The sequence below is a fragment of the Neptunomonas sp. CHC150 genome (genome assembly GCF_030397555.1).
Taxonomy (GTDB): domain Bacteria; phylum Pseudomonadota; class Gammaproteobacteria; order Pseudomonadales; family Balneatricaceae; genus Neptunomonas; species Neptunomonas phycophila.
This window is the reverse complement of sequence record NZ_JAPNXU010000001.1, coordinates 294,225-317,228: the sequence shown is the minus strand read 5'-3', so window position 1 is coordinate 317,228 and position 23,004 is coordinate 294,225. Positions and strand designations below refer to the sequence as shown.

The following is a 23,004-nucleotide window of genomic DNA, read 5'->3' as shown; positions in this document are numbered from 1 at the left end:
GTATACCTCAGTCGGCGGGTTTCTCTTCTGGCTGTGGCAGCTTGACCGGACGGGCAGGTACGACAGTAGAGATAGCGTGTTTATAAACCATTTGGCTAACTGTATTTTTTAGCAAAATGACAAACTGATCAAATGATTCAATTTGGCCTTGCAGCTTAATACCATTGACCAAGAAAATAGATACCGGAACACGCTCCTTGCGCAGCACGTTTAGATAAGGGTCTTGTAGCGATTGCCCTTTTGACATTGGAAACTCCTTCCTGAATAAAATTATTCGTTATTATGTAAGCCCATTCTGACCAACAACGGTCTGAAAACAAGGCATTTATTGTGCACAGCACCAAAGATTAACAGAAGCATTATATAATGGCAGCATTGATCAATTTCAAGCTGTCATTAACAACATCCCCACTCTTGCTATCCAACCAGTGTAGATCATCCCAGCTTCGCAGCCAGGTTATTTGTCTTTTTGCTAGCTGCCGGGTAGCGACAACACCCTTAAAGACCAGTGTGTCGTAATCATAGTCGCCCGTTAAATAACTCCATGCCTGTCGATACCCTACACAACGGATTGACGGCATGTTTATATCTAAATCCCCACGATCATACAACGCTTGAACCTCATCAAGGAACCCTGCTTCAAGCATTAATTCAAACCGTTGTTCGATTCGCTGATGCAAAACCGATCGATCGCCCGGCATAACGGCTAAATTAGCAACCTGATAAGGTAGCGAATTAGTTGTTTGTTCGGCCCAGAGCGACGTCATTGTACGCCCTGTAATTTCATAGATCTCTAATGCTCGTTGAATACGTTGTGAATCGTTAGGCTTTAGCCTTTTCGCTGATTCCGGATCCACTTCAGCTAAGCGGGCATGCACTGCAGGCCAGCCTTCGGCAGCTCCCCAATCAGATAAACGCTGCCGAATAACAGGATCCGCTTCTGGCAAATTAGCCAAACCCTTGACCAATGCGTTGTAGTACATCATCGTACCGCCAACCAACAACGGAATTTTGCCCGCGGCGGTAATTTCACTCATGGCAGCTAAGGCATCTCTACGGAAGTCGGCCGCTGAGTAGCTTTGTGATGGATCCAGTATATCGACCAATCGATGAGGATATCGTTCCAAGGTTTCTCGATCAGGCTTAGCAGTACCAATATCCATCCCTTTGTAAATTAAGGCTGAATCGACACTGATAATCTCACAAGGTAATTCTTCGGTTAAACGCAGTGCCAAGTCAGTTTTTCCAGCGGCGGTAGGCCCCATCAGAAAAATCGCGGGAGGTAATATAGACGGCATTTTATTGCCCCCGCATGAATAATTTATCAAGTTCAGACAAGCTCAGCTGCGTCCAAGTAGGACGTCCATGGTTGCACTGTCCACTGCGCTCTGTCGCTTCCATATCACGTAATAAGCCATTCATTTCGGGAATCGTTAATTGTCGATTTGCCCTAACCGCTCCATGACAAGCCATAGTGCCTAGCAATTCGTTAGTATGCTCTTCTATGCGCCGACTATTGCCATACATCAGCACGTCCGACAGCACATCGCGTAATAACTGTTCAACATTAGCTTTTGCCAAAGTCACAGGCACCTGACGGATAACGAGAGACTCCTCGCTAACGCGCGCTAGCTCAAACCCTAACTGTTGAAATAGCGCCTCATTCTCCTCTGCTGCATCAGCTTCTCGGCTGCTAACAGCCATACTGACTGGCACCAATAGCGGCTGGCTACGAACGCCTTCTTGTTCATAAGCCAGCTTAAGACGCTCATAAACGATACGCTCATGGGCCGCATGCATATCAACTAGAATCAAGCCTTCCTGATTCTGAGATAAGATGTAAATCCCGTGTAACTGCGCAACAGCAAAGCCCAAAGGAGGCACTTGCTCATCGGCTTCAGCCGCCGGCATAACCTGACGCGAAGGCGTTACGCCTCCAGAAAAAGAGCGTGTACTGGTATCACCAACAAACGGCCGGGCTCCCTCGCTATGTAACTGACCATAGGCGGCTACTTGTTCTCGCACCGCACCAGCAGGGACAGATTCACGCGCTGGCTGGAGCGGCATGTTATGTTGTTGGTAATTCATTTCCTGCGGCTGCGTCGTGGGTTGCAGGGTTTGCGCCGCCGGAACACTGGTATTATCAGGCCGCACATCACCTATTACCCGATGAATGGAACGGAAAATAAAGTCATGAACCAAGCGGCTCTCGCGGAAACGCACTTCATGCTTGGTAGGATGTACATTTACATCCACCAGCGCGGGATCTAGATCTAAGTACAATACATAAGCAGGATGCCGGCCATGATAAAGCACATCAGCATAAGCTTGACGTACCGCATGCGTCACAATTTTATCGCGAATCATGCGCCCGTTTACAAAGAAATATTGAAGATCAGCTTGGCTACGAGAAAAAGTTGGTAAGCCAATCCAACCACTTAATCTCAGCCCTGAAGCCTCGGCATTGACATCAACACGTAGGGATTGCTCGATAAATGCAGGGCCGCAAACAGAGGCTACACGGCGCTCAGCTTCTACCTGAGAGTCAGCGGGGCGCAGCTGATGGATCACTCGGCTATTGTGCTTAAGTGTAAACGCCACATCAAAACGGCTCAGTGCCAGACGTTTCACCACTTCTTCAAGATGCTTAAACTCTGTATTTTCTGTTTTTAAAAACTTCCGGCGCGCTGGTGTATTAAAAAAGAGATCACGCATTTCAACCGTAGTGCCCTGCGGGTGTGCTGCGGGAGCTAGCTCTGCCGCCATATCACGCCCTTGGGTTTGTACTTGCCAAGCTTGATCGCTCCCCTCCCGTCGAGACGTAAGCGTTAACCGGGATACCGAGCTAATACTGGCTAACGCTTCCCCCCGAAACCCCAAACTATTAACGGCTTCAAGGTCTTCTAACTCATATATTTTAGAAGTGGCGTGACGGCTGAGCGCCAAAGACAGGTCATCTTTTTCGATACCAGCACCATCATCCCGTATGCGAATGAGCTTGATACCAGCCTGTTCCACATCGATCTCTAAACGCATAGCACCGGCATCAATACTATTTTCAAGTAATTCTTTAACAACCGATGCTGGCCGCTCTACCACCTCACCCGCCGCTATTTGGTTAGCCAGACGAGGAGACAACAACTGTATACGTGAAGACATGTAAACTCTTATCGTTAATGAGACCGTTTAGCCAAGGTTTTAGCTACGTAGAAGGAATCTGTAACACTTGGCCAATGCGTATCTTATCACCTTTAATCTCATTAGCCTTGCGCAGGGTATTTAAAGAAACGCCGTGCCGAGACGCAATAACCGATAAAGTGTCGCCGCTTTCTACTTTATATACCCGCTTACCTTGCGCATTTAACCCCTCGCTTTTTTGATGAGCTACCAAAGTATACGCAGGCGGTTTGTTCCAAAAATGAGTCCGTATTCCACTGTAAATGGCCTTAGCCATTTTTTTGCGGTACGCACTCGTTTTTAACAAACGTGCTTCTTCGGGGTTTGAAATAAAACCAGTTTCTACCAATATAGAAGGAATATCAGGTGATTTAAGCACCATAAAACCCGCACTCTCAACATGGGGCTTATGCATTTTTGCAAAGGTATCAATATTGGCATGTATACGATTAGCAATTTGCTTACTGTCCGAACGGCTCGCATGCATCGACATATCTAACAGAACGCCAGCCAGCACCTCATCTTTATCTTCTAAGCTCACACCACCCACACCACCAATTAAGTCGGTGCTGTTCTCTTTGCTCGCCAACCAGCGGCCCATTTCACTGGTCGCTCCCCGGTTTGAAAGTACCCAAACTGAGGCACCTTTAGCACGTGCGTCTTTAAACGCATCGGCATGAATAGAAACAAACATATCTGCACTTTGGTTTCGTGCTTTTTTGGTACGTCCACGCAGGCTAATGTAATAATCGCCATCACGAATAAGCTCTGCCGAGAAGCCCGGCTCTTGATCAATTAAACGCTTCACTTCCCGAGCTATTTCAAGCACAACATCTTTTTCACGAACACCACCTGCGCCAATTGCACCGGGGTCATCACCACCATGGCCTGCGTCAATTGCGATAACAATATCACGTAATTTTGCAGGAACAGCAGGCGCGGTTGCTTGCGCAACAGGAGTCTTGGACTGCACATCCGTGAACAAATCTAAAACGAGACGGTCTCCATATTGCTCATTAGGCTTGAGCTCAAAACTCCTAGGTTTAACAGCTCGATTCAAGTCCAAAACCACGCGTAAGTCGTCACCATTTTCACCAGTGCGTATTTTACTGATGGGGCTATTAGTTAACTCAAGAGTAGATAACGAGGCTTTCATTTGAGCGCCTGTAATATCTAAGACAAGACGCTCAGGACTGGATAAGGTAAAAATTTTATGTGTGACGCCCGCTGACAAATCAAAAACAAGACGCGTTTTTTCTGGCGAGAGCCACATGCGCACCTGCTGAATATCAGCCGCCATACTCGTTTGTGCCAGCAATAAGCCGCTAACTAAAAATGCAGCCAGGGTAAAGCGTGGGATGAATGATCTCTTTAAAAGCGTCATATAAAACGTAATCTACCGTTACTATGTCAATGAAGAAAAAGTGTCATTTATTATATCGGCCGCTTTTTGACCTTTTGCAGTGTGGCTTACACATTGAATTGCGCGCCCTTCGCCGTGAGGTTCAATGTAAACCTCTAAGTCCGGCGCAGGTAGTAAACCATCACCTCTGTCGGGCCATTCAACTAGGCACAGGTGTTGCTCGCTAAAGTAATCACGTATGCCAAGGTACTCTAGCTCCTCCGGATCCATCAGGCGATATAAATCAAAATGATGAACAATACCCGCAGGAAGCTCATATGTTTCAACGAGCGTATAGGTAGGACTTTTGACAGCCCCCTTATGCCCAGCCGAGCGAATTAAGCCGCGGCTCAGGGTTGTCTTCCCCATCCCTAAATTGCCTTGCAGAAAAATAACACCCGTATGCTCCATCGCTGATAGCAAACGCGCACCAAACTCCTCCATAGCTCCCTCATCTGGGATAAAATAAACCGGCAGCATCTTCACCTTACATATTGTTATTTAACGTATTACACCGTTTATCGATGATTAAGAATTAATTTAACATACGGAGGCAGATCCGTCGCCTTCAATCCTCGTTCTCCCGTTGCGGCCGCACAGCGATCAGCTGCCGCTGCGTGGGCATAAACGCCAATTCGAGCCGCATCAATAGTGCTTAGGTTTTGAGCCACTAGTGCGCCAATAACCCCAGACAATACATCACCCATTCCCCCTGATGCCATACCCGGATTACCCGCAGCGCAAAGGTGCATTACATCGCCATCTGTTACTAGCGTACCAGCCCCTTTTAATACGACCGTAGCACCTGTTTGTTCATGTAAGCGTTGTGCCGAGCTTAAACGGTCTTGCTGAACCTGCGCAGTAGGCATAGAAAGCAGACGGCTTGCTTCCCCTGGGTGCGGTGTAATCACCCAATTAGCTCGGTCTACTTCATATAATTTACCCGTACGTTTTAATAGCGTAAGTCCATCTGCATCGACAACACAGGGTAATGATGAGTTCCACAGCGCTTGAAGCATTTGCTCAGCCCATGCGCCTAAACCTAACCCTGGCCCAAACACAACAGCATCCACTTTATCTAACAAAGGAACCAACTCTTGGCCTGAGTTGATACCCTGCACCATGACTTCAGGGCTGCGCATCAGAGCGGCTGTCACATGCTCAGGACGGGTAGCAAGGGTTACTTTACCCGCTCCGGCATTTACCGCCGCTTCAGCAGCCATAATCGCAGCACCGCCCATACCATGATCGCCACCAATGACCAATAAATGACCAAAGTCGCCTTTATGCGCCGAGCGCTTACGGCGGGGTAAGCATGCCTCAATATCTTCATCACTTAACCGGAAGGCACTAACGTTTACAGACTCGTAAACACTGTCAGGCAAACGCAAACTTTCAAATACCAACTCGCCTACGTAATCAACGGCCTCATGCATCAGCAACCCAAGCTTTAAGCCTATAAAGGTTACAGTAACAGACGCCCTCACAGCCTCGCCTAAAACCGACCCAGTGTCGGCAGATAACCCCGATGGAATATCCACGGCTAACACAGGCTTGTTCGATTTATTCACGCGTTTAATGGCAGCGATAAAACTAGGCTTCACGGTGCCGTTCAAGCCCGTTCCCAACATAGCATCGACTACAACCTCACCACGCAGAGGCTCATCAGCGTCAAAAGGCAAAAACTCTACCCCCTCAGCACAGGCCCATTGCCAAGCTTCAAATGCCTCACCCCGCAACTGTTGTGCAAACATCGCGTCACCTACGTATCGCGCCTGCACTGTCCAACCTCGCTGGACAGCCAACGTTGCCATCACAAACCCATCGCCTCCATTATTACCCGCACCACATAGTACCGTTATTGAACGAGCATGAGGCCAACGCTGCATCAACACTGAAAATGCAGACTTCGCCGCGCGCTTCATTAATGTGAAGCCAGGAATTCCCGCTTCATTAATCGCTGTTTTATCCAGTAAACGTGTTTGCTCAGCCGTGTATAATGGTAAGGGTAATTCATTCATTGCAGGCGTATCCTATCGGTCTTCGATAGATCAAGTGGGCGCATTAGTGCATCCACGCATCCATTGTGTACCATCATTATAGAATAACGCGCACGCTAACAGGCAAGCACTCAGTGACAGAACACGTATCATCATCAGAAATAAAGCCCAAAAATCCGTTATCTGATCAGCAGCTAGCCACATTGGCGCAAAAAATCCATGATCTGGCGGCTGACTTTGGTTTTCAACAAGTCGGCATTGTTGACCCACAACTGGATGAAACGCTCAAACATCATATGGCGTGGTTAGATAACGGCTTTCATGGCGAGATGAGCTATTTAGAAGGCAACCTAGATAAGCGAGCTAAGCCATATGATATGGTCCCCGGCAGCTGCCGGATTATCAGTGTGCGCATGAACCACTTACCTCCTGCGTTTTCAGCCCTTACACTGCTTAAACAACCGGAAAAAGCGTACATTGCGCGTTACACTTTAGGTCGTGATTATCATAAAACCTTTCGTAAACGCCTAACACAATTTGGCCAAAAGATTTCAGAGCTAGCTGGCGGCATGGGTTATCGTGCTTTTGTTGATAGCGCCCCCGTGTTTGAACGCCCTATCGCTGAACAAGCAGGATTAGGCTGGACTGGGAAACACACCCTCATTTTAAACCGCTCAGCAGGTTCTTGGTTCTTTTTGGGCGAACTGTTCATTGATCTGCCTTTGCCTGTAGATAACGTTAGCACTCAACAACATTGCGGCTCTTGTACTGCCTGTTTAGACGTATGCCCCACGCAAGCTTTTACTAAAGCATACGAACTCGATGCCACACGTTGCATTTCCTATCTAACCATCGAAAAAAAGGGAGAAATACCTGTAGAGCTCCGCTCTTTGATGGGCAATCGTATCTTTGGCTGCGATGATTGCCAACTTGTCTGCCCTTGGAATCGCTTTGCTAAACATACTGACGAGACCGACTTTCATCCTCGCCACTCATTAGATGACGTTTCGCTGCTAACCTTATTTAGCTGGGATGAAGCCACTTTCTTAAAACGCACCGAGGGGTCTGCAATTCGCCGCACGGGCTACGAGGGATGGTTGCGAAATATTGCCGTCGCACTAGGGAACAGTAAAGGAGGACAGCCTGTGATTGATGCGCTCGTTTCAAAACGTCCCGAATGCAGTGAGATGGTACAATCTCATATAGACTGGGCCGTAGAGCAATTACAAAAAGACCTAAGCGAACCCGTTAAGCTGCTACAATTTAACGATAACGACACAACTTCACGCAATCGAGATTCGCATGAGCACTCTTAAATACCTCGTCGCTTATCCTGCCGACGTGCAAGCTCAAGTGGCACAATTGTTACAACAAAACACACTGCGCAACTTTTTACTCAAACGCTATCCAGAACCGCACAATATCGCGAATGACAAAGCACTGCGCGAATACATATTTGATCTGAAGAACCAATATTTAAAAAGTTCTTCGCCATTAAGCAAGGTCATCTACGACAGCAAACTTCATGTTGTGCGCAACGCTTTAGGCACACATAGCTTTGTTTCACGCGTGCAGGGTAACAAACTAAAAAGCAAAAATGAGATACGCATTAGCTCAGTATTTAAAAAAGCCCCCGAGGCCTTTTTAAACATGATAGCCGTGCACGAACTGGCACATATACGCGAGAAAGAACACAACAAAGCCTTTTACCAACTATGCGAACATATGCAGCCAGATTATCATCAGCTCGAATTTGAAATGCGTGTTTATCTCACACAACTTGAAACCCACGGATCGATTTACGACTAAACTGGATTTTAACGGCGAAAGCCCTTCTAGATGGCCCATTACCTACCCCGAACAGCATAAGAGATTTTCCGTGGAATACGACTTTTACATTGATGATTTAAACCACCCCACAGCCCGCTGCTCAATGGAATCAGAAGCGATAGGCCGTTGGCTGACAGATGAATGCACGTCCATTGCTCAAAGCGAACACCTACTCAGAGTCATTACCGAGCTCATTCATCAAAAACGATTTGATTACCAACAGGCCAGTGAAGATTGGTTATTGCGTATGACCGGGACCGATGTAGAAGTCGTCGCTAACACTCTCGGTTTTGAACCCGATGTTGAACTTCCAGAAGATCTCTCCTTTTACGATTTAGAATCTATGGCAGGCTGTGGATTAGAGGACTTTAAAGCACTGATAGAAAACTGGCTCATATTTTTAGCTGAGTGCTAACGCCGCTTATTAAACGCAAAACGGCGGCCTTTTATTGACCGCCGTTTTGTTATCCACCTTCGCGCAGCTTTTTACTTAATTCTCTACACAATCCACGAAGTACGATGTCTCGGAACCGTGCTTTTCGGCAACCAAACCATGTACATAGGTTTCAAAGCCAGGAAATGCACTGTTAAAAGTTCGCGCAAACTTCAAGTAGTCGACAATTGTTTTATTGAACACCTCCCCAGGCACCAACAACGGAATACCTGGTGGGTAAGGTGTCAACATAACAGCGGTAACGCGCCCTTCAAGCTTATCAAGCGGTACGCGTTCTATATCCTTGTGTGCCATTTTAGCAAACGCTTTAGCGGGCTTCATGGCAGGCACTAGATCTGACAAGTACATCTCAGTCGTTAAACGCGCCACATCGTTTTCACGATAAATGCTGTGAATCTGCTGACAAAGTTCTTTTAGGCCAATACGTTCGTACTGAGGATATTGTGCGATGAACTCCGGCAGCACACGCCACAACGGAGCGTTCTTATCATAATCATCCTTAAACTGTTGTAACGCCGAAATCATCGTATTCCAACGCCCCTTCGTGATGCCGATAGTAAACATAATGAAGAACGAGTACAGACCATTCTTTTCAATAACGACACCATGCTCTGCCAGATATTTAGCAACAATCGACGCTGGAATACCCTGATCCGCAAAATCACCATCCACATTCAAGCCCGGTGTTAAGATGGTCGCTTTAATAGGGTCGAGCAAATTAAAGCCTTCGGCAACGTCGCCAAAACCATGCCAGCTCTCGCCTGGCTTGAGCATCCACGCATCACGCTCATCTAGACCTTCACTGGTTAAGTCGTCTGGGCCCCATACTGAGAACCACCAATCTTCTTCATATTCTTCATCCACTTTGCGCATAGCACGACGAAACTCAAGCGCCTCATCTAAGGACTCTTCCACCAAAGCAGTACCACCGGGCTCTTCCATCATCGCGGCAGCCACATCACAAGACGCAATAATCGCGTACTGCGGGCTAGTAGACGTATGCATTAAATACGCTTCATTAAAGATGTCGCGGTCTAATTTATTCGTATTGGCATCTTGAACTAATATCTGAGAAGCCTGAGACAAACCCGCTAGCAATTTATGAGTCGATTGAGTAGCAAAAACCATGGACTCATCGCAACGAGGCCGGCCTTCTCCTATAGCGTGATAATCACCATAGAAATCATGGAACGCCGCATGTGGTAACCAGGCTTCATCAAAGTGCAAGGTTTCGATCTCACCATCAAGCAAGTCTTTGATTTCCTCGACATTATATAAAACGCCATCATAGGTAGACTGGGTAATGGTCAACACACGCGGTTTAATATCTGGATTCTCTTCTAATTTTTTACGACAGAACGGATTCGCTAGCATCTTCTTACGGATGTTCGCAGGTTCAAACTCGCTACGCGGGATAGGCCCTATAATGCCGTAATGGTTGCGAGTTGGCATTAGGAAGATAGGTACTGCACCCGTCATCATAATGGCGTGCAAAATTGACTTGTGACAGTTACGGTCAACAACAACAATATCGCCCGGCGCCACCGTGGAGTTCCAAACAATCTTGTTAGAAGTCGATGTACCATTGGTCACAAAAAACAGGTGATCCGCATTAAAAATACGTGCCGCATTACGCTCAGAGGCAGCCACAGGGCCTGTGTGATCAAGTAACTGACCTAACTCATCCACCGCATTACACACATCGGCACGTAACATGTTCTCGCCAAAAAACTGATGGAACATTTGACCTACTGGCGATTTCAAAAATGCCACGCCGCCCGAATGCCCTGGGCAGTGCCAACTATAGGACCCGTCTTGCGCGTAATCTGTTAACGCTCGGAAAAAAGGCGGGGCTAACGTTGCTAAATATGACTTAGACTCACGAATAATATGGCGCGCCACAAACTCTGGGGTGTCTTCGTGCATGTGGATAAAGCCATGCAGCTCTCGCAAAATGTCGTTAGGCATATGACGGGAAGTGCGAGTTTCACCGTATAAATAAATCGGAATTTCTTGGTTCCTACGGCGAATTTCACCCACAAATGCACGAAGTTCTTCTAACGAACGTATACCTTGGTCATCGGTTTCAAAATCGTGATCATCAATCGACAAAATAAAGCCAGCTGCGCGGCTCTGTTGCTGAGCAAACGAGGTCAAATCGCCGTAACTGGTATAACCTTCTACTTCAACACCTTCTTTTGAGATGGCGTCAGCTAGCTGGCGAATCCCTGACCCACTGGTGTTCTCAGTACGAAAATCTTCATCGATAATGACGATCGGAAAATGGAAACGCATAATTTGACCCTTTCATTAATGATGGAACCGACACTCGCTACCTAAAGCCAGCCGCCCTCTAAAGTGTTGCGAGTGTAAGATAGTTTTATGTCAGTGTAATCCTCTTTTCGATGAGGAAAACGAATATTTATACGTTGAAGAAGTTTTCGCGATAATGCTGTAATTCTGCGATTGAGTCTCGGATATCATCTAACGCCAAATGCGTCCCTTGCTTCGTAAAGCCCGTTAGCACCTCTGGCTTCCAGCGACGTGCTAACTCTTTAATAGAGCTAACGTCCAAATTGCGATAATGGAAGTAAGCCTCGAGTTCTGGCATGTAACGGTGCAAAAAACGACGGTCCTGACCAATGCTGTTACCGCACATAGGAGAAGCCCCTTGATCTACGTAATCAGCAATAAAAGCGATGGTTTGTTGTTCGGCTTCGCGTTCCGATAGCTGACTCTCACGTACCCGTTGGGTCAGCCCTGTTTTTCCGTGCTGATTAATACACCACTCATTCATGTTATCAAGAATATCGTCGGGTTGATGTATCACTAATGAAGGGCCTTGCGCGATGATATTCAAATCAGCATCAGTAACGATCGTCGCCATCTCAATAATATAGTCTGTTTCAGGCTCTAAGCCTGTCATTTCGAGATCTAACCAGATCAGATTTGTTTTACGTGACATTACGTGTCCTCTTATTCTGTATAACCGACTGATTTTGACGTGATCTTCCGGTTCGTGGCGCATATTTTATTGCTTCGGTATAGAATACCACGAAGCGAAAAGCCCGCGATCGAACTTAGGTAGTTATTTTTAATGTCAAAACGCAAAGTTACCCGCCGTCAGGCGTGGCGAATTGAAAAAATTCAAAAAGAGCGCACTGACCGCGCCTCCAAAAAAGATGACCGCCTAGAACAAGCATTAAGCGGTGGAGAGCTTGGACCTGAGCAGCCAGGATTAATCATCTCTCATTTTGGTAAACAGGTCGACGTAGAGGCTACCGAAGGCGAAGCCGCTGGCACTATTTTCCGCTGCCACTTGCGTACCCACTTAGGCCAACTGGTCACAGGCGACCGTATTATCTGGCGCAAAGGCACAGAATACGGTGTTGTTGTGGCGGCATTAGCACGTGACAGTGAACTCATTCGCCCAACTAATCATGGCGAATTGAAACCGGTTGCCGCCAATATTGACCAAATAGTCATCACTTTTGCCGTTGAGCCACAGCCTTTCGCCAACTTGATCGATCGATACCTAGTTGCCTCTGAGCTAAGCAATATTAAACCGGTTTTACTTCTCAACAAATCAGACCTAATTACTGAAAAAAACCAAGATGAGATCACACAACTTGTCGAGCGTTATCGAGCGATTGGCTATGAAGTGCTACTCGCATCGACCAGCCATGATGACGGCCTAGCTGAGCTTAAAGCTGAATTAAAAGATCGTACCAGCGTTTTTGTAGGGCAATCTGGCGTCGGAAAATCATCTTTAATTAATGTATTGCTGCCGGGTGTCGATATAAAAGTAGGCGGGCTGTCCGAACAATCGCGTAAAGGCCGTCACACCACCACAACGGCTAGGCTATTTCATTTCCCAGCCGGTGGTGACTTAATCGACTCCCCTGGGATTCGTGAGTTTGCACTCTGGCACCTCGAACCAGAAAAGTTGATAGAAGGCTTTGTCGAGTTCAAACCTTTTATAGGCTATTGCAAGTTTCGAGACTGTAAACATGAGCATGAGCCAGGTTGCGCTATACTGGAAGCTATCGAACGCGGTGACATTAGTGCCTCCCGTATGGATAGCTACCAACGTATTCTTACGTCTTTACTGGAGAGTCCTAATAATTAATCAATAGGCGACAGTGAGAGTTCATGGAACAACAGGAAAAGTCAGGCGATTTTCAGGCTAAAAGTGACGAACTTTTTGGGCCTGAAGCATGGATTAGCTTTCTTAAAGATAAGCCTTTTCCTGTCAGAGCAAGCAGCTTAAAGCGTTTGCGGCTTCTCGTGCAAAATGACAACACTATGATCAGCCAACTCACCGCTTTAATTAAAAGCGACCCTATTTTAAGCCTTATTTTTGTACGCGCTGCCCAACAAGCGCACAAAGCAGCTAAGCGCGATTCAGTAATCACGAGCGTTGAACATGCGGTTTCCTCACTGGGTATGGACCCTATAGAGCAGCTAGCTAACCGGCTAAAACCCGTTAAAGTCAGCCCAAACAGTATCCAACAACAGCTTTATTTCCGCGCTATTGCTAATAGTCATCTGGCTGCTTTCCACGCAGAACGCTGGATGCGCCGTAAAAACCAGCCCTTTGTCGATGAGACCTTCTTAGCCAGTCTGTTTTACGGGGTTGGCTTATGGTCTTTATGGCTACACGCCCCTTTACACATACATGAAGTACATATCCTAATTAATGAAAAAGGGAGCGACCCTGTAGCCGCCGAAAAGAAAATCTTAGGCTGCACCATGCAAGACATCTCACATGGACTCTCTACTGAATGGGGGTTTTCCGACGTAATCTGTCAAGCGCAGGACCCAAACACATCCCCTTCTCGTGCATTACTGGCTAAGTTTCGTGAACGCACTGTAGGCAATAGCGAGATCAGCGATGACGATAATCGTGCCATCGGTCACATGCTGCAAGACCGCAGCTTTATTATTAAACTGGCCAACTGGTATGCCATGAACGTTAGCCGTGAATGGCAAACGAGCCGCCCAGCCGATACCACTGAAACGGTTTGTTGCTATCTGGGGGGCGATCATGATGAGACTCGCACCATGCTGAACCAGATAACGATTTCGTCATCTCATCATTATCATGTAGCAGGCACGCTAGCACCTGCGGCTGAAATGCTGCTTATTGCCTCTGATAATATGGGGAACTATAAGTTATCCAACAAAGAGCTTAGCGCCTTAATCAATACAGCCCCAGCAGTGAAAAAGTCTGCAGCTAAGAAACCAAGGCTGGCCGCTAAGGCGGTAACGGCCCCATCCGCCCCTACCCAACCAGCAACCCGCTATAGAGCACACCCAACCAGCCCCGATGAATTATTAGATAACAGCAAGTTTAAAATCATCATGGACAGGTTTAGAGATGGCTACCATCTTTACACAAAACCATCTCATATATTGGGGGGGCTATTACAAGGATTATCACAGGGTTTAGGCTTACAACGAGTCACTCTGAGCTTAGTAAACACGAAAAACCAAACAGTAAAAGCTGCGCAAGCCATTGGAATGGAGAAATCAGATCCCTTGGCTAGCTATGAAATTGACATTAGCACGGGAGGGCTCTTTAAAAAGCTCAGTGAGAAGCCCGTTTGCGTCTGGATCAAACAAAGTAACCGCGCCCAATATGAGCGCTTAATGTCGAAGGCATATACACAAATTTTGCCGCATCAAGATATACTCATCATGTCAATTTTTAAGGATGACAAGCCCGTAGCTGTTATCTACGCTGACGGAGGCGACAATCCATCGGCCTTGACTGACTTCCAACACCAGCAGTTCCGCTTGCTGTGCTCAGCGGCTAGTAAGGCCTTACACGCCCTATAATTTTACTTAGGCTATTCATGCTACCATTGAGGCTCGGACAACAAATCGTTATGATCATTTTCCAGTCTACGATGAGAACAAGCCATGCAATTGCCACTGGTAATCGACGCGGTCGAACTATCAAAAGTCATTGATCAACCTCATGTGATCGTCATTGATCTATCTTCAGAAGCTCATTACGAAACCAGCCACATCCCCGGCGCGATTCGTCTTGAGCCTACACGTATGCTCTGTGGACAAGCTCCAATACCCAATAAAATAGCCAGCGACGCTCAACTATCAGAGTTGTTCTCCGATGCAGGCATCACCGAAGCATCACACGTTGTTGTGTATGATGACCAAAAAGGTCCGTGGGCCGGTCGTTTTGTGTGGACCATGCATTGTTGCAACTTATTTAATGTCTCTTTTTTGAATGGCCATTTAGATGCATGGCGTTTAGAAGGCTTCCCAGTTGAACAAACTCCGCATACCCCTGTGCCGTCATCCCTTACCGTGAGTCATCAGGGGACGCCTCTATTAGCGGATTATAGCTTCATAGAAAAACACGTCGCACAAGGTGATATCAGCATTTGGGATGCGCGCGCACTCGATGAATACCAAGGTACAAAAGTAGTTAATGCCAGTAAAGGTGGGCACATTCCCACCGCTAAATGGTTAGAGTGGACGGACGTTCTCGCCCATGAGGCTCCTGCGCTTTTGCTATCCCCCAATGCCATCAAACAGCAAATAGTAGCAGCCGGGCTGGATACGACTAAACCGATTGTGACGCATTGCCAAACCCATCGCCGCTCTGGGCTCACTTACATCGCAGGCCTCTATGCAGGTATTGATGATATGCGGTGCTACGACGGCTCCTGGTTTGAGTGGGGCAACCTACCCAATAGCGCCGTCGAAAAAAGCCACTAACGTCCCATTTAACATCTATAAACCACCTTCTGTGGGTATTATGGCCTCAGGCACCCTACGGAAGGTTTTGGAGATACTGGTTTGAAAACCAAACTATTTATTCTGTTCCAACATATTGTTCCACAACATTTATTATCTCGTTTAGTCGGCAAGATTGCTGACTCTACAACACCGTGGATAAAAAATACCTTTATCACGCAGTTTGCGAAAAAATACCGAGTAAACATGAGCGAAGCGCTTATCGAAGAGCCTACCGCCTACCCTACTTTCAATGCATTTTTTACACGCGCTCTAAAAGAAGACGCCCGTCCAATTGACTCTTCAGCAAACAGTGTCGTTTCTCCTGCTGATGGTGCCATCAGCCAAATTGGCTCAATAGATCATGGCCGTATTTTTCAAGCCAAAGGACGCGGTTATGGGCTATCAACTTTACTGGGCGGATACGAGCACTTAGCCACGCCCTTTAAAAACGGTTACTTTGCCACCATATATTTATCACCACGTGATTATCACCGCGTACACATGCCGATTAAAGGCACTTTAATCGAAACCGTTTACGTACCCGGAGATTTGTTTTCTGTTAACCAAACAACAGCAGAAAACGTCGATCAATTATTCGCACGCAATGAGCGGTTAGTCGCGATATTTGAGACCGAGGTAGGGCCGATGGCTATGGTGTTAGTTGGTGCAATGATTGTCGCCGGTATTGAAACTGTCTGGAGCGGCCAAGAGGCTCCCGCTATCAAAAAACCGGTATTGACGCATTTTACACCTCAAGTTAGCGACCCTATCGTCCTAGAGAAAGGTGAAGAAATGGGGCGCTTTAAGCTAGGCTCTACGGTAGTGCTGTTGTTCGGACCTGAAGCAATTGAGTGGGTAGAACAGCTCAAAGCAGAATCACCCGTCAAATTGGGAGAGTCCATTGGCCACATGGGTAGCAATAATGCCACCCAAGCACCGCCCCAGCATGACAATACGCTGTCTGCGGATGATACGTCGTCTGAATCACGTTCCGTTTAATTGCTAGATATATTACAGAGCAAGCGCTCAATACGCTGGCTCTGAACCTTTACAGGATAATGTCATGAATCAATGGACAACACTGCTGGCTCCTTATCATATTACCTTAGCCGATAACCAACGAGCCATTTCAGCTGTTCCTAAAGCAGATAGCCCAACACGTATTGTGCCGCTTATTCACCAACGCGTTATTTCGGTGCTAGGCCCTGATGCCGAGAAGTTTCTGCAAGGTCAACTCACATGCGACATGCGTGAAGTCAGCAAACACGGTAGCCGGTTAGGTGCACACTGCACCATCAAAGGCAGCATCATAGCGCTCTACCGATTAATCGCCGTTGATAACGGTTTTCTACTTCGGCTGAACCACGAGGCTTTTGACCTAGGTCTTCAAACGCTCAAAAAGTACATCATGTTCTCTAAAGCCGAAGCCGTCGATGAGTCCGAGAACTGGTTAGGTTTTGGTTTATTAGGCCCGGGAGCAGACGCGCTCGTTGAACAGCTGCTCGAAGGCAATCCATTAGAAGTCGACTGTACGGTAAAAACAGGCAACCTAATCGCGGTTAAAGTGCCGGTAGCAGACAGTGAACCGGGTAACCGGTACGAACTATGGGTGCCAGCAGAGCAAGCCGAAGGCGTCTTGAAAAAGTTGACTGATCGAGCGCCACTAGGCACAACTAACGACTGGCTTTTAACAGAAATTGACGCTGGCATTCCTGAAATCGATGCAAAAACGCAAGAATCTTACATTCCACAAATGACGAATCTACAGGCGCTCAAGGGCGTGAGTTTCGCCAAGGGTTGTTATACAGGCCAAGAAATTATCACTCGCTTACAGCATCGCGGGAAACTCAACAAACCCATGTATTTACTCTCTGCGGACACTCAAGGGCTACCGAACAGCGGAGATGCCATTAACACGGAAACCAAACAAAACATTGGCCAAGTGCTAAGTGCCGCACGGGTTAACGACCATCAAGTTCATTTACTGGCTGTAATTACTAAATCACAAGCCGATGAACACCCTTTGAGTCTCGCTGACGGCACAGCTCTGAACCTGCTCGACTTACCCTACGAACTAGACCCCGAGTTATTTGTTGCTAAACGCTAGCAGCATACTCACTGCAGGATAACCAGCACGTATTACTAACAACATGCACTCTCGGGTGCGTGTTGTTCGGTGCTTCTTTCACTTCAAAAATAAACCGCACACCCATCCATTTTTACTGTCTATACGTATTAATAGTCATTGATACGGGTGGATTTATGGATCACAAATTAGATATACAAACGGCATTGCAAGCCTTCTTCAAGATCACTCAGCATGGAGAAAAGATCGGTGACGATTATGTTCTGGATGGCATACGCGCAAATAGCAGCATTGATGGCTACACCGTTACCTTAAAAGACAACAACGTCGAAGTGAGCATCTTTTTTCACAACAAGTACTCTGTTGAAACGGGCTCTCGCGGTCATTTCAATCAATTCCTCGACACGCTGTCATTGATCAATAAAAAAGATTATGAATAAACCGATTTTATTTTACGACGGAGGATGCCCGCTATGCAGGAAAGAGATCGCGCATTACCGTAAGCTAGATAAAGCAAACCGCATACAGTGGGATGATATTCACCAGTCATCCGCAACTTTGCAGCAATACGGCATTGAATACTCTCAGGCCATGCAAATTATCCACGCTATTTCAGAAGACGGCAAACAGTTACAGGGGGTGTCCGCTTTTATATGTATTTGGAAAAAGCTGCCCTATTACCGACACTTAGCGAGCCTAGTCTATTTTTTAAGAATAACTCCCTTACTTAACCGACTGTATTTATGCTTTGCTAAGCGGCGCTATAAACGACGTTGTTCAGAAAATAGCTGCCACATTTCAGATAAACAATAATCCGGCACAGTTAAATCAACCTAACTGCTCTACAAATCTGGCAGCTGCCATTGAATGGGGGTTATCGAATGTGAGGTTAGATAAGCATTCGCTTGACTAAAAGGGCGACTTCCAAAGAATCCACGGTGCGCAGACAATGGAGAAGGATGAGGTGCTTCTAGTACGCAGTGCCGACTTCTATCTATCGAAGCCCCTTTCTTTTGCGCGTAACTCCCCCACAACAAAAAAACAACATTCGTGCATTCACGGTTAACTATCTCGATTATTTTATCGGTAAAGCGCTCCCAGCCCTTATCTTTGTGAGCATTGGGTGTCGAATCTTCTACCGTTAACACACTATTGATCATCAGCACGCCTTGTTTGGCCCATGATTCTAGAAAGCCGTGAGCAGCTGACTCAATACCTAGATCAGTTGATAGCTCTTTATAGATATTAACTAAGGAAGGCGGGACCTTAATATCAGGTTTTACAGAAAAGCATAAACCATGAGCCTGATTAGGCTGGTGGTAAGGATCTTGACCAATCATCACCACTTTAACAGCGGATAAAGGCGTCACTTCAAGAGCGTGTAACCAATCATGTGCTGCAGGATAAATAACGGCATGCTGACTGCGCTCCACGAGATATGATAACAATTGCTTCATATAAGGTGCGCTAATCTCATTTGATAACTCAGGTTGCCAGCCTGCTGGCAAGTCTAGACTGACATCCTCGGGTAAAGGGGCCAGAGGCGCTCCTTCATCTAACGTTGAAAATAAGCTAGCTTGTTTTGGATTTCTCTTTATTGGAGGCATAACAATTATCTTATTATCGATTGGGTTAGCGGAGGATTATTAGCCTTCAAATGATACCTGAATTTTCAACGTGAACATTGTTTTTATCGTATCCTTTCCTTGACTTGCCTGTGATAGATTGACACTTAGGTACTAGATCCCTAGTCTGACCTTTTCTCACACGAACATTTAAAGGACTCTCGTGATACTCACCCTTCTTCCTTTGGTTTCTTTATACATAAGCTGCTTCATTCTTATGCTGGGCTTCGGCTTGATTGGTATTTTATTACCAGTACGCATGGGTATAGAAGGTACTGAAACGGATGTTATAGGTCTAGTTCTAGCTATGTATGCAGTTGGCATGCTCTTAGGAGGCCTTTACTGCAGAAGCTTAATCGCCCGAGTCGGCTACATTAGGGTCTTCGCCGCTTCGGCTGCTCTTAGCGCTATTGCTATTTTAGCCTGCAGTTTAACGATGAATGTTTGGGTTTGGGGAGCCATGCGAGGCTTGATGGGCTTTTGTATAGCCTGCTCTTTTGCCGTCATCGATGGCTGGTTGAGTCATGCGGCTACTGAAAAGACACGCGGGCGGATGCTAGCTACCAGCCAAATCACCATCATGGCTGCTATTTTCTGCGGGCAGTTTTTACTCAACATAGCCCCTGCTGACAATTCGACACTATTTACTATAGCGGCTATGCTGCTCACTATGGGGCTTGTTCCACTAGCAATGAGCCGACGCAGCGGTCCTGTATTGCAAGAAACACACGGCATGTCTTTATTACAAATTTTAAAGATATCACCGTTAGGTGCCGTCACATGCTGCTTTGGCGGTGTACTTTATGGCTCTATCATGAACCTGCTTCCAGTTTTTGCTGGCGGCTACGGTATTTCTGGCTTCATGTTATCCGTATTTATGGCTTCGGCTGTTTTAGGCGCCTTTTTGCTTCAGTTACCAATCGGGATGCTCTCTGACAGATTAGACAGACGTACTCTGTTGTTTGGTCTACTGGTTATCAATATCCTAACGACGATTGCCATCCCCTTCGCTGCTAATTACAACCTAACAACGCTAATGATGATACTCACAGGCATCTCAACCGGTGTGTTCTCCTGTTTGTATCCTATGAGTATTTCAGAAACTTTTGATAGGGTGCGCACCTCAGACATGGCGGCGGCCATGGGAGGCTTGTTAAGCATTTACGCCATAGGCAGTATCATAGGTCCTATTACATCTTCAAAAGCGATGGAAATTTGGGGCAATGATGCCCTCTTTGGATTTTTAGCAACCTTTGAATTAGCGCTACTATTGTTTGTTGTTTACCGCATGCGCGCTCGCCCATCTCTGCCTATCAGCGAACAAGAAGGCTTTGTTATGCACACAGATATCGGTAGCGGTTTATATGATCTCGACCCGCGTATTCCACACCAAGAAGATGAAACACCTAACAGCCTAGAAGCCCAAGTTGCCATTACTATTGCAGAAAGCAACCCTGGAGCAGCGGTTCGTATGGTGAAAGAATTAACACAGAGCTCACCCGAGAAAGCAGCAGAACTCTACACCGCACTGGCTCAGGTTGACGATATTGATGTGGGGCGCTTATTTGCGTCAATCACCCGGGCGGCTCCAGGGCTTAGCCTAGAAATTGCCGAGGCATTGGCTGATAACGCACCAGAACAAGCAACTGAACTGGTCCAGTGGCTAAGCGAGCACCGACCAAATGAGCTTTCTGATATTGTCACGGCTATTATCAACCACATCCCGAGCAACCCAGCTCCTGCGACCGAGCCGGATAATACCGAAACACAGGAAGAAAGCTTAGCTGTAGACACCTCTGACATGCGCCCTGCCGATTTAGAAGCATATCATGAGTCAGCAACGGAGCTGGTAACGCACTTTGCCGAAAATCATCCAGAGCAAGCGTACGATATTGCGGCTGCCGTCGTGGAAACAGTACCTGAAATGGCTTCTGACGTTGTGGATATTTTGCACGATTCAGATAACTTGGATGACAATATATCAATGGATATTAATGATCGTCCGGACGATTATGAAGTTAACGACCTGACAGATAAAACAACAGCCGACAAGCCTACGTAGCAGATCAAGGCACGCCAATTGGCTGCCCATAAGAAGACGCTTGTTCACCTACAAAAAAGCCGCTCTAAGAGCGGCTTTTTAACACATGTAGCAAACTGAATCTGGGTTATTTTGCTGCTAGAGGGCGCATAGCTGGGAACAACAAAACATCACGGATTGAATCGCAGTCTGCAAAGAACATGACCAGTCGATCTATGCCAATACCTTCGCCTGCCGTAGGTGGCAAACCGTATTCAAGTGCGTTGATGTAGTCTGCATCATAGTGCATCGCCTCATCATCACCGGCATCCTTATCAAGGACTTGCTGACGGAAGCGCTCAGCTTGGTCTTCAGAGTCGTTTAACTCCGAGAAACCGTTTGCAACTTCTCGACCACCCATGAAGAACTCGAAACGATCCGTAATAAAATCATTATCGTCATTTCGGCGCGCCAATGGAGAAACTTCCGCTGGGTACTCAGTGATAAATGTTGGCTGTTGTAACAAATGTTCAACGGTTTCTTCAAAGATTTCAATTTGAACCTTACCAAGCCCAAAACTATCTTTAATGTGGATACCAAGCTTCTCGGCTGTCGCGCGTGCGGCGTCGAGTGTATCTAGGTCAGCAGGTTTTAGCTCCGGGTTGTATTTCAAGATTGAGTCGTACACGCTAATACGAGCAAACGGCTGACCTAAATCGAATTCGCTACCTTGGTAGGTAAGCGTCGTTGAGCCCAACACATCAATCGCCAATGTACGCAGCATGTCTTCGGTTAGGTCCATTAAATCTTTGTAATCCGCATAGGCTTGGTAAAACTCAAGCATTGTGAATTCTGGATTATGACGCGTCGACAAACCTTCATTTCGGAAGTTACGGTTAATCTCAAAAACACGCTCAAAACCACCAACGACCAAACGTTTCAAATAAAGCTCAGGCGCTATACGCAAGTACATATCCATGTCTAATGCATTATGGTGCGTAACGAATGGACGCGCGGTAGCACCACCTGGAATCACCTGTAACATTGGCGTTTCGGCTTCAACAAAGCGGCGATCAGCCAAATAACTACGGATACCGGCTACCATTTTTGAACGTATTTCAAACACTCGGCGAGAATCGTCATTGGTGATCAAATCGACATAACGCTGACGGTAGCGCTGCTCCGTATCAGTTAAGCCTTTGTGCTTTTCTGGCAATGGGCGTAAGTTTTTAGTAAGCAGTTGATACTCACCTAAATCAACGTACAGGTCACCCTTACCTGATTTATGTAATACGCCAGTCACGCCAACGATATCGCCTAGGTCCAAGCTTTTCGCGAAAGGACGAGACTCTTTATTGACGTACAGCTGGATACGACCTGTCATATCTTGCAATACCATAAAGGCACCGCGGTTCAACATGATCCGACCCGCTACACTGACCTTGATGCCCGCCTCGGCTAACTCTTCCTTTGTCTTGTCGCCATACTGGTCTTGCAAATCTTGTGCGTAACTATCACGACGAAACTGGTTAGGGAATGCATTACCCGCTTCGCGCAACGCGTTAAGTTTTTCGCGGCGCTCTGCTATCAAGCGATTTTCATCTTGTTTCTGAGTGTTATCAGACATCAATTAAGAACCTTT

General features: G+C 46.7%; 21 protein-coding genes. 11 read left to right on the top strand and 10 right to left on the bottom strand.

What is annotated here, in order from left to right:
- Positions 1–7: 7 nt before the first annotated feature.
- The 6 genes from hfq to OW491_RS01500 all read right to left on the bottom strand — a co-directional run bounded on the left by hfq (position 8) and on the right by OW491_RS01500 (position 6,600).
- Positions 8–247 (bottom strand): RNA chaperone Hfq, encoded by a 240-nt coding sequence (gene hfq, locus OW491_RS01525; RefSeq protein ID WP_075173851.1) that lies wholly within the window; start codon positions 245–247, stop codon positions 8–10.
- Positions 248–359: 112 nt separating this feature from the next.
- Positions 360–1,298 carry a tRNA (adenosine(37)-N6)-dimethylallyltransferase MiaA gene (gene miaA, locus OW491_RS01520; RefSeq protein ID WP_290034449.1) on the bottom strand — a complete coding sequence of 313 codons (939 nt, stop codon included), beginning with the start codon at positions 1,296–1,298 and terminating at the stop codon, positions 360–362.
- 1 nt (position 1,299) lies between these two features.
- Entirely contained in the window at positions 1,300–3,159 is a 1,860-nt protein-coding gene (mutL, locus tag OW491_RS01515; RefSeq protein ID WP_075179868.1) for a DNA mismatch repair endonuclease MutL, read from the bottom strand.
- A 43-nt stretch (positions 3,160–3,202) separates the two neighbouring features.
- The gene (locus OW491_RS01510) at positions 3,203–4,561 is read right to left on the bottom strand and encodes an N-acetylmuramoyl-L-alanine amidase (RefSeq protein WP_290034448.1); all 1,359 of its coding nucleotides are present in this window, start codon (positions 4,559–4,561) and stop codon (positions 3,203–3,205) included.
- A 21-nt stretch (positions 4,562–4,582) separates the two neighbouring features.
- Positions 4,583–5,059, bottom strand: a complete 477-nt coding sequence (tsaE, locus tag OW491_RS01505; protein ID WP_178969241.1) for a tRNA (adenosine(37)-N6)-threonylcarbamoyltransferase complex ATPase subunit type 1 TsaE — start codon at positions 5,057–5,059, stop codon at positions 4,583–4,585.
- Positions 5,060–5,097: 38 nt separating this feature from the next.
- A complete protein-coding gene (locus OW491_RS01500) occupies positions 5,098–6,600 on the bottom strand; it encodes an NAD(P)H-hydrate dehydratase (RefSeq protein ID WP_290034447.1) in 1,503 nt (500 codons plus the stop codon).
- A 113-nt stretch (positions 6,601–6,713) separates the two neighbouring features.
- Between OW491_RS01500 and queG the strand changes: the two genes are divergently transcribed.
- From queG to OW491_RS01485, 3 genes are all read left to right on the top strand, one after another.
- Positions 6,714–7,895 carry a tRNA epoxyqueuosine(34) reductase QueG gene (gene queG, locus OW491_RS01495; protein WP_290034446.1) on the top strand — a complete coding sequence of 394 codons (1,182 nt, stop codon included), beginning with the start codon at positions 6,714–6,716 and terminating at the stop codon, positions 7,893–7,895.
- Complete coding sequence (locus OW491_RS01490) at positions 7,882–8,388, top strand: YgjP-like metallopeptidase domain-containing protein (protein WP_290034445.1); 507 nt, start codon at positions 7,882–7,884, stop codon at positions 8,386–8,388. Before queG ends, OW491_RS01490 begins: the two co-directional genes overlap by 14 nt.
- Before the next feature lie 70 nt (positions 8,389–8,458).
- Complete coding sequence (locus OW491_RS01485; RefSeq protein WP_075179864.1) at positions 8,459–8,824, top strand: YacL family protein; 366 nt, start codon at positions 8,459–8,461, stop codon at positions 8,822–8,824.
- Positions 8,825–8,899: 75 nt separating this feature from the next.
- Here the strand turns inward: OW491_RS01485 and OW491_RS01480 are convergent, their stop codons facing one another.
- Together OW491_RS01480 and orn are read right to left on the bottom strand one after the other, a co-directional pair.
- Entirely contained in the window at positions 8,900–11,158 is a 2,259-nt protein-coding gene (locus tag OW491_RS01480) for an arginine/lysine/ornithine decarboxylase (protein WP_290034444.1), read from the bottom strand.
- Between the two features lie 127 nt (positions 11,159–11,285).
- The gene (gene orn / locus OW491_RS01475) at positions 11,286–11,828 is read right to left on the bottom strand and encodes an oligoribonuclease (protein WP_075179862.1); all 543 of its coding nucleotides are present in this window, start codon (positions 11,826–11,828) and stop codon (positions 11,286–11,288) included.
- Positions 11,829–11,960: 132 nt separating this feature from the next.
- Between orn and rsgA the strand changes: the two genes are divergently transcribed.
- The 7 genes from rsgA to OW491_RS01440 all read left to right on the top strand — a co-directional run bounded on the left by rsgA (position 11,961) and on the right by OW491_RS01440 (position 18,530).
- Positions 11,961–12,992: a small ribosomal subunit biogenesis GTPase RsgA gene (gene rsgA, locus OW491_RS01470; RefSeq protein ID WP_290034443.1), complete on the top strand. Its 1,032-nt coding sequence runs from the start codon at positions 11,961–11,963 to the stop codon at positions 12,990–12,992.
- 23 nt (positions 12,993–13,015) lie between these two features.
- On the top strand, positions 13,016–14,704 hold the full coding sequence (locus OW491_RS01465) for an HDOD domain-containing protein (RefSeq protein WP_290034442.1): 1,689 nt from the start codon (positions 13,016–13,018) through the stop codon (positions 14,702–14,704).
- An 84-nt stretch (positions 14,705–14,788) separates the two neighbouring features.
- The gene (locus OW491_RS01460) at positions 14,789–15,610 is read left to right on the top strand and encodes a rhodanese-like domain-containing protein (protein ID WP_075173839.1); all 822 of its coding nucleotides are present in this window, start codon (positions 14,789–14,791) and stop codon (positions 15,608–15,610) included.
- Positions 15,611–15,691: 81 nt separating this feature from the next.
- Entirely contained in the window at positions 15,692–16,630 is a 939-nt protein-coding gene (gene asd / locus OW491_RS01455) for an archaetidylserine decarboxylase (protein ID WP_290034441.1), read from the top strand.
- A 64-nt stretch (positions 16,631–16,694) separates the two neighbouring features.
- A complete protein-coding gene (locus OW491_RS01450) occupies positions 16,695–17,738 on the top strand; it encodes a folate-binding protein (RefSeq protein ID WP_290034440.1) in 1,044 nt (347 codons plus the stop codon).
- 155 nt (positions 17,739–17,893) lie between these two features.
- Positions 17,894–18,157, top strand: a complete 264-nt coding sequence (locus OW491_RS01445; protein WP_075173838.1) for a DUF3081 family protein — start codon at positions 17,894–17,896, stop codon at positions 18,155–18,157.
- Positions 18,150–18,530 (top strand): DUF393 domain-containing protein, encoded by a 381-nt coding sequence (locus OW491_RS01440; protein ID WP_075179859.1) that lies wholly within the window; start codon positions 18,150–18,152, stop codon positions 18,528–18,530. Before OW491_RS01445 ends, OW491_RS01440 begins: the two co-directional genes overlap by 8 nt.
- 29 nt (positions 18,531–18,559) lie before the next feature.
- On the opposite strand, the gene ung is transcribed toward OW491_RS01440, so the two are convergent.
- The gene (gene ung, locus OW491_RS01435) at positions 18,560–19,324 is read right to left on the bottom strand and encodes a uracil-DNA glycosylase (protein ID WP_290034439.1); all 765 of its coding nucleotides are present in this window, start codon (positions 19,322–19,324) and stop codon (positions 18,560–18,562) included.
- 181 nt (positions 19,325–19,505) lie between these two features.
- Here ung and OW491_RS01430 point away from each other — a divergent pair, with 181 nt between their 5' ends.
- On the top strand, positions 19,506–21,404 hold the full coding sequence (locus OW491_RS01430) for an MFS transporter (protein ID WP_075173836.1): 1,899 nt from the start codon (positions 19,506–19,508) through the stop codon (positions 21,402–21,404).
- A gap of 106 nt (positions 21,405–21,510) precedes the next feature.
- On the opposite strand, the gene lysS is transcribed toward OW491_RS01430, so the two are convergent.
- The gene (lysS, locus tag OW491_RS01425) at positions 21,511–22,989 is read right to left on the bottom strand and encodes a lysine--tRNA ligase (RefSeq protein ID WP_075173835.1); all 1,479 of its coding nucleotides are present in this window, start codon (positions 22,987–22,989) and stop codon (positions 21,511–21,513) included.
- Positions 22,990–23,004: the final 15 nt, after the last annotated feature.

What these genes read in the sequence shown, in the direction of transcription:
- hfq (WP_075173851.1), bottom strand. Translation starts at nt 247, where the DNA reads ATGTCAAAAGGGCAATCGCTACAAGACCCTTATCTAAACGTGCTGCGC.
- miaA (WP_290034449.1), bottom strand. Translation starts at nt 1,298, where the DNA reads ATGCCGTCTATATTACCTCCCGCGATTTTTCTGATGGGGCCTACCGCC.
- mutL (WP_075179868.1), bottom strand. Translation starts at nt 3,159, where the DNA reads ATGTCTTCACGTATACAGTTGTTGTCTCCTCGTCTGGCTAACCAAATA.
- OW491_RS01510 (WP_290034448.1), bottom strand. Translation starts at nt 4,561, where the DNA reads ATGACGCTTTTAAAGAGATCATTCATCCCACGCTTTACCCTGGCTGCA.
- tsaE (WP_178969241.1), bottom strand. Translation starts at nt 5,059, where the DNA reads ATGCTGCCGGTTTATTTTATCCCAGATGAGGGAGCTATGGAGGAGTTT.
- OW491_RS01500 (WP_290034447.1), bottom strand. Translation starts at nt 6,600, where the DNA reads ATGAATGAATTACCCTTACCATTATACACGGCTGAGCAAACACGTTTA.
- OW491_RS01490 (WP_290034445.1), top strand. Translation starts at nt 7,882, where the DNA reads ATGAGCACTCTTAAATACCTCGTCGCTTATCCTGCCGACGTGCAAGCT.
- OW491_RS01480 (WP_290034444.1), bottom strand. Translation starts at nt 11,158, where the DNA reads ATGCGTTTCCATTTTCCGATCGTCATTATCGATGAAGATTTTCGTACT.
- orn (WP_075179862.1), bottom strand. Translation starts at nt 11,828, where the DNA reads ATGTCACGTAAAACAAATCTGATCTGGTTAGATCTCGAAATGACAGGC.
- rsgA (WP_290034443.1), top strand. Translation starts at nt 11,961, where the DNA reads ATGTCAAAACGCAAAGTTACCCGCCGTCAGGCGTGGCGAATTGAAAAA.
- OW491_RS01465 (WP_290034442.1), top strand. Translation starts at nt 13,016, where the DNA reads ATGGAACAACAGGAAAAGTCAGGCGATTTTCAGGCTAAAAGTGACGAA.
- OW491_RS01460 (WP_075173839.1), top strand. Translation starts at nt 14,789, where the DNA reads ATGCAATTGCCACTGGTAATCGACGCGGTCGAACTATCAAAAGTCATT.
- OW491_RS01450 (WP_290034440.1), top strand. Translation starts at nt 16,695, where the DNA reads ATGAATCAATGGACAACACTGCTGGCTCCTTATCATATTACCTTAGCC.
- OW491_RS01445 (WP_075173838.1), top strand. Translation starts at nt 17,894, where the DNA reads ATGGATCACAAATTAGATATACAAACGGCATTGCAAGCCTTCTTCAAG.
- OW491_RS01440 (WP_075179859.1), top strand. Translation starts at nt 18,150, where the DNA reads ATGAATAAACCGATTTTATTTTACGACGGAGGATGCCCGCTATGCAGG.
- ung (WP_290034439.1), bottom strand. Translation starts at nt 19,324, where the DNA reads ATGCCTCCAATAAAGAGAAATCCAAAACAAGCTAGCTTATTTTCAACG.
- lysS (WP_075173835.1), bottom strand. Translation starts at nt 22,989, where the DNA reads ATGTCTGATAACACTCAGAAACAAGATGAAAATCGCTTGATAGCAGAG.